At 66.4% G+C, this 13108-nt stretch carries 9 protein-coding genes; 2 read left to right on the top strand and 7 right to left on the bottom strand.

Annotated elements, in window-relative coordinates:
- Positions 1–118 precede the first annotated feature (118 nt).
- A complete protein-coding gene (locus tag ACT53M_RS19305; RefSeq protein WP_476235508.1) occupies positions 119–907 on the top strand; it encodes an SDR family oxidoreductase in 789 nt (262 codons plus the stop codon).
- Between the two features lie 23 nt (positions 908–930).
- Here the strand turns inward: ACT53M_RS19305 and ACT53M_RS19300 are convergent, their stop codons facing one another.
- Complete coding sequence (locus ACT53M_RS19300; RefSeq protein ID WP_476235507.1) at positions 931–3186, bottom strand: NADP-dependent malic enzyme; 2256 nt, start codon at positions 3184–3186, stop codon at positions 931–933.
- A 72-nt stretch (positions 3187–3258) separates the two neighbouring features.
- Entirely contained in the window at positions 3259–4821 is a 1563-nt protein-coding gene (locus ACT53M_RS19295) for a hypothetical protein (protein ID WP_476235506.1), read from the bottom strand.
- 110 nt (positions 4822–4931) lie between these two features.
- Between ACT53M_RS19295 and mutS the strand changes: the two genes are divergently transcribed.
- Positions 4932–7511 (top strand): DNA mismatch repair protein MutS, encoded by a 2580-nt coding sequence (mutS, locus tag ACT53M_RS19290; RefSeq protein ID WP_476235530.1) that lies wholly within the window; start codon positions 4932–4934, stop codon positions 7509–7511.
- A 4-nt stretch (positions 7512–7515) separates the two neighbouring features.
- Here the strand turns inward: mutS and ACT53M_RS19285 are convergent, their stop codons facing one another.
- The 5 genes from ACT53M_RS19285 to uvrB all read right to left on the bottom strand — a co-directional run bounded on the left by ACT53M_RS19285 (position 7516) and on the right by uvrB (position 13095).
- On the bottom strand, positions 7516–9216 hold the full coding sequence (locus ACT53M_RS19285) for a putative bifunctional diguanylate cyclase/phosphodiesterase (RefSeq protein ID WP_476235505.1): 1701 nt from the start codon (positions 9214–9216) through the stop codon (positions 7516–7518).
- A 508-nt stretch (positions 9217–9724) separates the two neighbouring features.
- Positions 9725–10246 (bottom strand): hypothetical protein, encoded by a 522-nt coding sequence (locus ACT53M_RS19280; protein ID WP_476235504.1) that lies wholly within the window; start codon positions 10244–10246, stop codon positions 9725–9727.
- A gap of 89 nt (positions 10247–10335) precedes the next feature.
- The gene (locus tag ACT53M_RS19275; protein ID WP_476235503.1) at positions 10336–10569 is read right to left on the bottom strand and encodes a type II toxin-antitoxin system HicB family antitoxin; all 234 of its coding nucleotides are present in this window, start codon (positions 10567–10569) and stop codon (positions 10336–10338) included.
- Positions 10566–10820 carry a type II toxin-antitoxin system HicA family toxin gene (locus ACT53M_RS19270; protein ID WP_476235502.1) on the bottom strand — a complete coding sequence of 85 codons (255 nt, stop codon included), beginning with the start codon at positions 10818–10820 and terminating at the stop codon, positions 10566–10568. Before ACT53M_RS19270 ends, ACT53M_RS19275 begins: the two co-directional genes overlap by 4 nt.
- Positions 10821–10905: 85 nt before the next feature.
- Positions 10906–13095, bottom strand: coding sequence for an excinuclease ABC subunit UvrB (gene uvrB, locus ACT53M_RS19265; RefSeq protein ID WP_476235501.1), 2190 nt, complete (start codon positions 13093–13095; stop codon positions 10906–10908).
- Between the last annotated feature and the right edge of the window lie 13 nt (positions 13096–13108).

The following is a 13108-nucleotide window of genomic DNA, read 5'->3' as shown; positions in this document are numbered from 1 at the left end:
ACCAAGGGGAGAGGGAGCTTGAACACCTCTCCCCTTGGGAGAGGGAGGTCCCCATCGCGCAGCGATGGGAGGGTGAGGGTGAGGGTGAGGGTGAACAAATTTTGAGAGGGAGCAAGATATGGATATAACTTCGCTGTTCCGCCTCGACGGCCGCGTGGCGCTCGTCACCGGCGGATCGCGCGGCATCGGCCGGATGATTGCGGAAGGCTTCGTCGCCTCGGGCGCGAAAGTCTATGTTTCCTCTCGCAAGGCCGAGGCGTGCGAAGAGACCGCGGCCGCGCTGGGACCGAACGCCATCCCCCTGCCCCATGACGTCTCGACGGTGGAGGGCTGCCGCGCGCTTGCTGCCGATCTGGCGGCGCGCGAACCCCGGCTCGACATCCTCGTCAACAATGCCGGCGCCGCCTGGGGCGAGCCGTTCGAGCATTTCCCGGAAAAGGGCTGGGACAAGGTGATGGACCTGAACGTCAAGTCCCCCTTCTTCCTGACGCAAGCGCTGCACGGGCTGCTCAAGGCAGGCGGCAGCGCCGACCGCCCGGCCAAGGTGATCAACATCACTTCGATCGACGGCCAGCGGCTGAACGCCTGGGAAACCTATAGCTATCACGCCTCGAAATCGGCGCTGATCTATCTCACCAAGCGCATGGCTGCCCGTCTTGTGCGCGACCATATCAACGTCACGTCTATCGCCCCGGGCGCCTTTGCCAGCGACATGAACAAGGCCGCGCGCGACCATGGCAGCACCGTCGCCAAGGCGATCCCCGCCCTCCGCATCGGCGTCGACGAGGATATGGCAGGCGCGGCCATCTATCTGGCAAGCCGCGCCGGCGACTATGTGATCGGCGAAACCGTCACCGTCGACGGCGGGCTGGTCAATGCTTCGCTGGGGGCGAGCATCGACGGCTGATGCCGCCGATGCGCATGCCCGGATCAGCGCGCGATGTCACCCGCCGCCAGCACCGCCAGCGTCACCAGCTCGCTGGCGGTCGCGGTCATTGGTGCGATCTGCACCGACTTTTCCATGCCGATCAGCATCGGCCCGACCATCGAATCGCCGCCCAGCTCGCGCAGCAGCTTGGCGGAGATGTTGGCCGATTGCAGGCCCGGCATGATCAGCACATTGGCCGGCCCGGACAGGCGCGCGAACGGATAATTGGCAAGCAGCTTGGGGTTCAACGCCACGTCAGGCGCCATGTCGCCTTCATATTCGAAGGCAACGCCGCGCGCATCGAGCACCTTTACCGCGTCGCGGATATTGTCGATCCACTTGCCCTCGGGGTTGCCGAAGGTCGAATAGCTGAGCAGCGCGACGCGCGGCTCATGGCCCATGCGGCGGGCGACCTGCACCGTGCGCTCGGCAATGTCGGCCAGTTCCTCGCCGGTCGGGCGCTCGTTCACCGTGGTGTCGGCGATGAACACGGTGTGCGACTGGCCGACCAGCACATGGATGCCGAAGGGTGTACGGCCATCGACCGGATCGATCACCCGGCGCACCTGGCGCATCGTCTCGGCATAGGTGCGGGTAACGCCGGTGATCATCGCATCGGCATGGCCCATACGCAGCAACAGCGAACCGAAGATGTTGCGGTCGCGATTGACCATGCGCTCGCAATCGCGGCGCAGATAGCCGCGACGCTGGAGCCGCTGATACAGCGCCTCGACCATGTCCTCGACCAGCGGCGAGTTGACGCTGTTGTGCACCTCGAAATGATCGGGGTTGGCGCCCAGTTCGCGGAGACGGTCGTGCACCGATTCGCGGCCGACCAGCACCGGCGTGCCATAGCCATCCTCCTGGAAGGCGATGGCGGCACGCAGCACCACTTCCTCTTCGCCTTCCGCAAAGATCACCCGCTTCGGCTTCGCCCGCGCGCCTTCATAGGCCATGCTGAGCACCGAGGTGGTCGGGTTCATCCGCGCGCGCAGTTGCTGGCGATAGGCGGTCATGTCGATAATCGGCCGGGTCGCCACGCCCGAATCCATCGCCGCTTGCGCTACTGCTGCGGGGATGATCTCGATGAGGCGCGGGTCGAACGGCGTCGGGATGATATAGTCGGGACCGAAGCTGTGCGACGTGCCATAGGCCGTCGCCACTTCCTCCGGCACCTGCTGGCGGGCGAGTTCGGCCAGCGCGCGGGCGGCGGCGACCTTCATCGCATCGTTGATCCCCGTCGCCCGCACGTCGAGCGCGCCGCGGAAAATGAACGGGAAGCACAGCACGTTGTTGACCTGGTTCGGATAGTCCGAACGGCCGGTGGCGATGATCACATCCGGCCGCACGCGCTTGGCGTCGGGGGGTGTGATTTCGGGATCGGGGTTGGCCATCGCGAAGATGATCGGCTTCTCGGCCATCTTGGCGAGCAGCTCTGCCGGCAGCGCATTGGCAGCGGAGAGGCCAAGGAAAACGTCCGCCCCTTCCAGCGCCTCCGCCAGCGTGCGACGATCGGTCCTCGCGGCATGCGCCGACTGCCACTGGTTAATGTCTTCGCGGCCCTGATAAATCACACCGGTGCGATCACACATCAGCAGATTGTCGTGCGGCAGACCCATTGCCTTGATCAGTTCGGTGCAGGCAATCGCCGCAGCACCGGCGCCGTTCACGACGACCTTGGTGGTCTTGATGTCGCGGCCGGTCAGGTAAAGCGCGTTGATCAGGCCGGCGGCGGCGATGATCGCGGTGCCGTGCTGGTCGTCATGAAAGACGGGAATGTTCATGCGCTCGCGCAGCGTCTGCTCGATGACGAAGCATTCGGGCGCCTTGATGTCTTCCAGATTGATGCCGCCGAAGCTCGGCTCCATCAGTTCGACTGCGTCGATGAAACGGTCGACATCCTCGGTCTTGAGCTCAAGGTCGATCGAATCGACATCGGCGAAGCGCTTGAACAGCACTGCCTTGCCTTCCATCACCGGCTTGGAGGCGAGCGCGCCGAGATTACCAAGGCCCAGAATCGCGGTGCCGTTCGAGATCACCGCGACCAGATTGCCCTTGGCAGTATAGTCATAGGCCGTGCCCGGATTTTCCGAAATCGCCAGCACCGGCACCGCCACGCCCGGCGAATAGGCCAGCGCCAGATCGCGCTGCGTCGCCATGGGCTTGGAGGCGATGATCTCGATCTTACCCGGCCGCCCTTCCGCGTGATAGCGAAGTGCCTCGCGATCGGAAAACTGGACGTTGCTCTCTTCGGCCATCCGCTCAATCCTAACCCATGTCGTTTAGGCCCCTTAAGCAGCACGGGGAGGGGATTGCAAACCGGCGGCGCGTTATTTGGGTGCTTTCCCCGACGTCGTTTCGGGCGGGCGGATCGCATAGAGCGCGCTGTCGCCAGACTGCCAGAGGAGCGCGAGACGCGGCTGGCGGGCGTTCGGCGGAAGCCGGACATCGATCAGCCAGAGATAATCGGCCTGGTCGAGCGGCAGCAGCGGCAGTTGTTCCGCCATGGTCCGCCGCGTGCGTTCGCTGATCACCTTCTTGATGCAGCGCTGGGGCGAAACGAGCTGCGAGGGATCGCGGGCGAAAACCGGCGGCGCATAGCGGATGCGCAGCAGGTGGAGCGACGGCACCGCCCAATGCGCATTGACCCAGGCGCCACGCAGCGGCGTCGCGAGATTGCCGAGATGGGTGGTGCGGGACTGGCGCCAGTCCTCGAGCCCGCAGCCGTCGCGGACCAGGTTGAGCACCCGGCTGCCCGGCGCGACATGGTCGAGCGCCGCAAGCTCACGGCGATACTCGGCAGCATAGTCGATGAAACTCGCCGTGGTGAGGCCGAACCGTACCGCCAGCAGGGCGATGCCGGCCCAGGCCACTTGCAATCGCCGCGCCCGCGCCACAGCGCTCCAGTCTTGCAATGCCAGCGCCAGCAGGAAGACATAGGGAGCGATCCGCATGTCGACATTGTTGCTGCCGGAAAGCTGGCGCGGCGCGACAAGGAACAGCAGCAGCGTCGCCATCACCGGCCAGAATGCCCCCGGCGCCAGTCGCGCGCCCAGCCACCAGCCGAGAATCAGAACCAGCAGCGCGAGTGCCGCCGTCGCGATGTCGAGAACGGCATTCTGGTCGCGGACCATGCCGATCAGCTCGTCGAACTTCTGCGGCACCGACCAGTCGGTGATCCCGCCGCCGCCCTCATGCGCCAGCAGCACCGGCAGCACCGCGAAGGCCAGCGGCCACAGCCGTGCGATCAACCGCCCCGCCGTCGCGCGGTGCCAGGTCGACGGCCGCCAGGCACGCGCCTCGCCAAACTCGTAGCTCGCAATCCAGACGAACAGCAGCGCACCGCCTTCGGCATGGCCCACGAACAATGCGGGGATCAGCAAGGCGAAGACGATGCCGCGCAGCCACGGGCGCTGCTCCCAGCGCGGCCAGAGCGCAAAGCCGCACAGCGCCAGCGCGGCGCTGAGGGAGTAATTGACGAAGCCCCACAGGAACGGGCTGTTATAGACGAAGATCAGCGCCCAGGGCAGCGCGACGGCACCCTGCGGATTGATCCGCCGCGTCAGCGCCATCAGGCCGATCACGGTGAGAACGGGGACGGCGATACAAGCGAACCACATGGTCGCAAACGGGTCGAGCAGCGGATGGAGCGCCTGCACCATCAGATCGACCGCCAGATTGAGCTTCAGCTGCCAGACGAACCCGAAATAGCGCCACAGCCCGCTGTCCGCCGGCGCCACCTGCACTGCGAACCGGCCGATATGGCCCGGCACGTCGGTGAGCGGTGGAATGCGGACGAACAGGAACGGCAGGGCGGACGCGATCGCGACGGCCGCGATCGCATACCACCGCAACCAGACAGCGGTGCGAGCCGGTACGCGCGAGAACAACATGGGCGCGCGCCTTATCCCCAATTTCTGCAGCCGTCATCCCATCGCGGCGGTTGTGCGCGCCCCCTGCAATCCGGTAGCGCAAGCTGATGTCGTCTGCCGCCCCCACTCCGATGATGGCCCAGTATCTCGCGCTCAAGGAAGAGGCGGGGGATTGCCTGCTCTTTTACCGGATGGGCGATTTCTTCGAGCTGTTCTTCGAGGATGCGAAGATCGCCAGCGCCGTGCTCGACATCGCGCTGACCGCGCGCGGCGAGCATGAAGGCGAGCGTATCCCGATGTGCGGCGTGCCGGTGCACGCTATGGAGGCGTATCTGGCGCGGCTCATCAAGGCCGGCCACCGTGTCGCCATTGCCAACCAGACCGAAACGCCCGAGGAAGCGAAGAAGCGCGGCGGATCCAAGGCGCTGGTTGCCCGGGCGATCATCCGCGTCGTCACCGCCGGCACCCTGACTGAGGAAGCGTTGCTCGACAGCCGGAGCGCCAACTGGTGCGTGGCGGTGGGCGAAGCAGGGGGCGGCGTCGCCATCGCCTGTGCCGACATCTCGACGGGCCGCTTCGAGCTGATCGAGACCGAAGCCGCGCGCCTGAGTGCCGAACTCGCCCGCCTGAACCCGGCCGAAGTCATTGCCAGCGAGGCGAGCGATTTTGCCGAACTCGCCACCGCCTTGCGGCCCAGGATCGATTTCGACAGCAGCGGCGGCGAAGCGCGGCTGAAGTCGCTGTTCGGCGTCGCCACGCTCGACGGATTCGGCCAGTTCTCGCGCGCGGGGCTTGCAGCAGCAGGCGGGCTGGTTGCCTATCTCGACCACACCGCCAAGGGCTCACTGCCCTTTCTCCGCCCGCCGCGCATCAGCCAGGCCGAAGCGGCGATGGCGATCGACGCCGCGACGCGCGAGAGCCTGGAGCTGACCGTCAGCGCCGCCGGCACACGCAAGGGCAGCCTGCTCGATGCGGTCGACCGCACCGTCACCGGCGCCGGCGCCCGGCTGCTCGGCGCCGACATCGCCGCCCCGCTGATGGACCGCGCCGCCATCGACGCCCGGCTCGATCTCGTCCAGCATTTTCACGACGATTCGGGCCTGCGCGACAGCGTGCGGGCGACGCTGCGCGCGCTGCCCGATATCGGCCGCGCGCTCGGCCGGCTTGCTGCTGGTCGCGGGTCGCCGCGCGATCTCGGCCAGCTGCGCGACGGGCTCGACGGCGCCTGGCGGCTCGGCGAGCGGCTCGACCAGCTTGCCGACGCCCCTGCCCTGCTGCGCGAACTGGCGCCGCAACTGCGCGGGCACGGCGCGCTCATCGACCTGCTTGCCCGCGCGCTGGTGCCCGAGCCGCCGGTCGATGCGGCGCATGGCGGTTACATTGCCGAAGGCTATGACGCAGCGCTAGACGATCTGCGCGATGCCGGTGCCGGGGGCCGCCGCGCCATTGCCGCGCTGGAGGGCGACTATCGCGCCCGCACCGGCATTTCGGCACTCAAGATCCGCCATAACGGGGTGCTCGGCTATCATATCGAAGTGCCGGCCCGCTCGGCCGATGCGCTGATGAAGCCCGACAGCGGCTTCACCCATCGCCAGACGCTGGCCGGCGTCGTCCGCTTCAACGCGCCCGAGCTGCACGACGTGGCGATCAAGGTTACGCAGGCCGGCGCCCATGCGCTCGCCGCCGAAGCCGCGCATCTGGAGGATCTGACCGGCCAGGCGCTCGGCCGCAGCGAAGCGATCGCCGCCACCGCCGACGCGCTCGCACGAATCGACGTAGCGGCGGCGCTGGCCGAGCGCGCGGCCGAAGGCGGCTGGGCGCGCCCGGCGCTGGTCGACCATGCCTGTTTCGACATCGAGGGGGGGCGTCACCCGGTGGTCGAAGCCGCCGTCACCCGCGCCGGCGGCCGGTTCGTGGCGAATGACTGCAGGCTTTCCGAAGGCTCGCGCCTGTGGCTGGTCACCGGCCCGAACATGGGCGGCAAGTCGACCTTCCTGCGCCAGAACGCACTGATCGCGGTGCTCGCCCAGGCCGGCAGCTATGTCCCCGCCACGCGCGCAACGCTGGGGCTGGTCGACCGGCTGTTCAGCCGCGTCGGCGCCTCGGACAATCTCGCGCGCGGCCGCTCGACCTTCATGGTCGAAATGGTCGAGACCGCCGCGATCCTGGCGCAGGCCACCCCGCGCAGCTTCGTGATCCTCGACGAGGTCGGGCGCGGCACCTCGACCTATGACGGCCTCGCCATCGCTTGGGCTGTGGTGGAGGCGATCCATGAAGACAATCGCTGCCGCTGCCTGTTCGCGACCCATTATCACGAGCTGACCCGACTGGCCGAGCGCTGCGACGCGCTCACCCTCCACCATGTCCGCGCGCGTGAGTGGAAGGGCGACCTCGTCCTGCTCCACGAACTCGCCGAGGGGCCTGCGGATCGCAGCTATGGCCTGGCGGTGGCTCGGCTGGCGGGGATGCCACCGGCAACCGTGAAGCGCGCGAAGGCAGTGCTCGACAAGCTGGAGGCCGGCCGCGCCAAGACTGGCGGGCTTGCAGCGGGTCTCGACGACCTCCCGCTGTTCGCCGCTGCGGCGCAGGTGGAAGAGGAAAAGGTCGACGCCCTGCGTGCAGAACTGGAGGGGCTCGATGTCGACGCCCTCAGCCCGCGCGAGGCATTGGACCTGCTGTACCGGCTGAAGGGATTGGCGCGCGAAGGCTGAAGGCTCAGGCCGCGCGCCGCTCGGCCTTCTGGGCGCGGACCATGAACGCCACGGCATCGTCATGCGCCAGCGGGCGCGAGAACAGATAGCCCTGGAACTCGTTGCAGCCAAAGGCACGCAGGAACACGCGCTGCGCATCCTGCTCCACGCCTTCGGCCGTCACGCCGATGCCCAGCGAATGGCCGATGCCCAGCACCGCCTGGATGATCGCCCGCGCGTCCTGCGAGGTATCCAGTTCGCGCACGAAGCTCTGGTCGATCTTCACGCGGTCCACCGCCAGCCGGTGGAGGTGCGACAGGCTCGAATAGCCGGTGCCGAAATCGTCGAGCACCAGTTGCACACCCTCGCGCCGCAGCCGGGCGAGCGTATCCCGCACCGGCTGGTCGATGGCGAGCATCGCGGTTTCGGTAATCTCCAGCTGCAACTGGCTTGGCGGCAATCCCTCCGCCTCCAATATTTCCAGGATTCGCAAATCCATGCCGGGGCTGCGCAACTGCACCGGCGACAGGTTCACGGCAATCGGCACGCCCGGAAAGGCCGCCATCGTCCGAGCTGCCTGGGCCAGCACCTGCTCGCCCAGCGGCACGATCAGCCCCGTTTCCTCCGCAATGCCGATGAAGGTGCCAGGCATCAGCAGCCCGCGTTCGGGATGGCGCCAGCGCACCAGCGCTTCCATGCCCACCAGCCGGCTGCCCGAAAATTCGACGACGGGCTGGTAATGCACGTCGAACTGGTCGCCGGCAGCGATGGCCGCGCGCAGATCCTTTTCCAGTGCCCGTCGCTCGCGCAACCGCTCGCCCAGCGCCGCGTCGAACATCCGGTAGCAGCCACGGCCTTCGCGCTTCGCCTCGTACACCGCGACATCGGCGCGGCGATGCAGTTCATCGGGATCGACGCCGGCTTCTGCCGCCGCACAACCGACCGATGCGCCGCTGGTGACAGTGCCACCCGGAAGTTCGACCGGTTGCGCCGCCACCGCCAAAATCGCGCGGCACAGCGCTTCCAGCGCCTTTTCGCAGCCCGCATCGCTGACCAGCACGGCAAACTCGTCGCCGCCGATGCGTGCCACGGTGTCGGACCCGCGCACCAGCGCGCTCAGCCGGTCGGCAAAACCGCGCAGCAGCGCGTCGCCCGCCGGATGGCCAAAGGCGTCGTTGACGTCCTTGAAATGGTCGAGATCGACGAAGATCAGTGCCGGCCGCGCCGTATCGCTGCGGTCGATCGCGTGGCGCAGGCGCTCGCCCAGCAAAGTCCGGTTGGCAAGACCGGTCAGTGGATCGTGCAGCGCCAGATAGCGGTTGCGCGCCTCGATCTCGCGGCGTTCGGTCATGTCGGTCAGGATGGTGAGCACCATCGGCTCGCCATGGAGTTCGATCAGCCGGCGCCGCGACAGGAACAACCCCTCGCGGCCGTCGCTGGTCACGCAAGTCTCTTCGCTTGCCAGATCTTCACCCGTCTCGAACACGCGCCGGTGCTCTGCGGCAACGCGAAGGGCCGAAGCAGGGTCGAGCAACACGGACTTGCGCTGACCAACCAGCGCCTCGCGCGGCCCGCCATAGAGACGGCAGAAGCTGTCATTGACGTCGACGATCGTGAGCGTGCGGTCGATCAGCACCACCGGCTGGGGCAGCGCCTCCAGCAAGGCGCGCACGCAGTCGGACGTCGTCGCTACCCGACAATTGGCCTTGCTTGCTCGCTGTTTCACGCACGGATTCCCGGATCGACGCTATACTCAACTTCGGGGACCATGGCGGGTTGTTACACGCGCGGCCAGTTGGGGCATGTCCATACCGGGGCGGCAAGCTTTCAGTAACTTTGCAGGAGCCCCAAAATGAAAGAGGCCGCCGGGTCCCTCTCCAGGGTACCCGGCGACCTCCGACATGGTCAGCGGCCGGAGAGCTCCAGCCCGGGAGACCATGCGGGCCGCGTTGCCTGTGGCTGCCGGCGTTGATTGGAGGAGGATACCTCCCGCACGGCATACGGACGGAGGGCTTCCGTCCGCGCTACAGGGTCAGCGGCGCGTCTCCCGAACGAACTGAACCGACCTCATTGCTGAACCATGAGACATCGGATCACCTCCTTTCGCCAGTTGAAGAGCCTGTGCCACCCGGCACACTTGACTTGTAGAGTCATGCCGAGTCGCAGAACAAGTCTTGTAATAAGTTTTTATTGGTGCGATTCTGGAATTCTGGGCCGAAGCGTTGGCCACCGCGTCACCCCCGGCAATCCTCCACCACGCGCAGAATTTCGGGCCAGGCCGGCACCGTCAGTGTCCCCCCGCCCCCTTCGATCAGGAAGCGCCCGCGGCTGAATCCCATAGCATCGAGCAGCGGATCGCCGGGCGCGAACTCGACCGCAACATAGGGCGGCGTGCCCCCGGTCGGCACCGCCTGCACGGCGCGCACCGTGCTGGTAGTGCGGATGGTGAGCGCCGCTGGCACCGTCCCCTGCCGCGACAGATACACCCGCGCCTTGTCGCAGCGGAGCGTCACCTGCGCCTCCTGCCCCGCCACGCCGAACAGCGCGATGCTGCCGCGCGCGTCCCGGCGATAGGCCCAGTCCCCGGGCGTCAGCGGCCAGTCCCGCCAGTCGGCGACGGGCGCAGCGGGCTTGGGCGGCGGCGGTGCGAGCGGCGTCGGCACCGGCCGCGCGGCGGGCGGCGGCGTGCTGGGGGCAGGAACGCAGCCGGCGAGGATGACAAGGGCGGCTACTGTCAGAAGGGGGAAGGAACGCATGCAGTGGCTTATGTGGGAGCAGGGCGCCCGGCTCAACCTCGCTCTCGCCGCCAAGCGACGGAATGGGCGCTTTCGACGGCGTTACGGGATCAGGCGGCGAAGCGCGCCGCGTAGAGCGAAGGGCGGTAACGAGGTTCTGGAATCGGAAGTCCGTTCGCCGCAGCGGTTTCCAGCCAACCCTGAATCGCCTCCCGCACATTGGCGAGCGCTTCTTCCGGCGTGGCGCCATGTGTCGTGCAATAGCGCAGGTCCGGCACGTCCGCGATCCAGCAGGCATCCTCGTCGGACCAGAGGAGATTGATGTGGTAATGCGGCTCGCTCATTCTTCCATACTCAGCCCGAACTCGGCCACCATATCAAGAAATTGCCGAACCTGATAGCGCTTCGCGTCCTTGCCATCGGGCTGGACGGTGAGCACGAACGGGACCGCCGGATGCACATATTGGCGATGGCTGCCCTTGGTACGGTCGAGGCAGAAGCCGAACGCTTCGAGCAGCCGCTCAAAATCACGGAATGACAGCGTCGCTCGCGGATCATTGAGCAGTTGCGCGTATAACTTGGAAATGCGGACCATTGTTCGCTCACTCGTCAAATAGGCGAGTCACCCAATAATACTGAACAGACGCGAAAAGCGAGAGCGAAAGCACTGGTTACGTAAATCACCGCCGCCCCCCCATCCGCGTCTTCGTCTGCTTCCCGTACCGCGTCTTCCGCGTCCCCGGCTTGCCTTCGTTGCTCCGCCCCATCACCGGTGCCTTGCGCTCGCCTTCGGGCAGGCCGAGCTCTTCCGCCTCCAGCGCGCGGATTTCGTCGCGCAGGCGGCCGGCTTCCTCGAACTCCAGGTTCGCCGCCGCATCGCGCATCTTCTTCTCGAGCTCTTCGATATAGGCGCGCAGATTGTGGCCGACCATGTGCGGGCGGTCCGCATCGATCTCCACCGTCACGCCGTCCTTCGAGGCGACATGGGCGATGATGTCGCCGATATTCTTCTTCACCGTCTCCGGCGTGATGCCGTGTTCGGCATTATACGCCATCTGCTTCTCGCGGCGGCGGTTGGTTTCGGCCAGCGCGCGTTCCATGCTGCCGGTCATCCGGTCCGCATAGAGGATCACCCGGCCCTCCACGTTGCGCGCCGCACGACCGATCGTCTGGATCAGCGAGGTCTCCGAACGCAGGAATCCTTCCTTGTCGGAATCCAGGATCGCGACCAGCCCGCATTCGGGAATGTCGAGCCCCTCGCGCAGCAGGTTGATGCCGATCAGCACGTCGTACACGCCCATGCGCAGGTCGCGGATCAGCTCGATGCGCTCCAGCGTCTCGGTGTCCGAGTGCATGTAGCGGACCTTCACGCCCGCCTCGTGCATATATTCGGTCAGATCCTCGGCCATACGCTTGGTGAGCGTCGTCACCAGCGTGCGATAGCCCTTGGCGGCGGTCGCCTTGCACTCCTGGATCAGGTCCTGCACCTGCTCCTCGACCGGCCGGATCTCGACCGGCGGATCGATCAGCCCGGTGGGACGGATCACCTGCTCGACGAACACGCCGCCGGTGCGCTCCATCTCCCAGTCGCCCGGGGTGGCCGAGACATAGGTGGTCTGCGGCCGCATCGCGTCCCATTCGTTGAAGCGCAGCGGCCGGTTGTCGATCGCGCTCGGCAGGCGGAAGCCATATTCGGCGAGCGTCAGCTTGCGCTTGTGGTCGCCGCGCGACATGCCGTTGATCTGCCCGATCGTCTGGTGGCTCTCGTCGACGAACAGCAGCGCGTTTTCGGGCAGATATTCGAACAAGGTGGGCGGCGGCTCGCCGGGCAGGCGGCCGGTGAGGAAGCGGCTGTAATTCTCGATGCCAGCGCAAGAGCCGGTGGCCGCGATCATTTCCAGGTCGAAATTGGTGCGCTGCTCCAGCCGCTGCATCTCCAGCAGCTTGCCCTCGGCCTCCAGTTCCTTCAGCCGTTCGGCCAGCTCGTGGCGAATGCCTTCCATCGCCTGTTTCAGCGTCGGCCCGGGCGTCACATAGTGGCTGTTGGCATATACCCGAACATAATCGAGGCTCGCCACCTTCTTGCCGGTGAGCGGATCGAACTCGACAATCTCCTCGATCTCGTCGCCGAAGAAGCTGATCCGCCAGGCGGTGTCTTCATAGTGGGAGGGGAACAGCTCCAGATTGTCGCCGCGCACCCGGAAGGCGCCGCGGCCGAAGGCGGCGTCGTTGCGCTTGTACTGGAGCGCGACGAGCTTGCGGATAATCTCGCGCTGGTCGACCACCTGGCCCTTCTTCAGGTCGAACACCATGGCCGAATAGGTTTCGACCGAGCCGATACCATAGAGGCACGAGACCGAGGCGACGATGATCACGTCGTCGCGCTCGAGCAGCGATCGGGTCGCGGCGTGGCGCATCCGGTCGATCGCCTCGTTGATCGAGCTTTCCTTCTCGATATAGGTGTCGGACCGCGGCACATAGGCCTCGGGCTGGTAGTAGTCGTAATAGCTGACGAAATATTCGACCGCGTTTTCGGGGAAGAAGCTCTTGAACTCGCCATACAGCTGTGCGGCGAGGATCTTGTTCGGCGCGAGGATCAGCGCGGGGCGCTGCAGCTCCTCGATCACCTTGGCCATGGTGTAGGTCTTGCCCGATCCGGTAACGCCCAGCAGCACCTGGTCGCGCTCGCCCGCGCGCGCCTGTTCCACCAGTTCGGGAATCGCGAAACGCTGGTCGCCCGAGGGCTGATAGTCGGAAACCAGCTTGAACCGCCGCCCCCCTTCCGCCTTTTCCGGGCGCTGCGGGCGGTGGGGCACGAAGGACTGGCCGGTTTCCGGTTCGTCCAGGCTGGTGCGAATCTGGATTGCCATGGCGCGAATATGG

The sequence above is a fragment of the Sphingomonas sp. DMC6 genome, from assembly GCF_056314225.1.
This window is presented reverse-complemented; position numbering and strand designations above follow the sequence as displayed.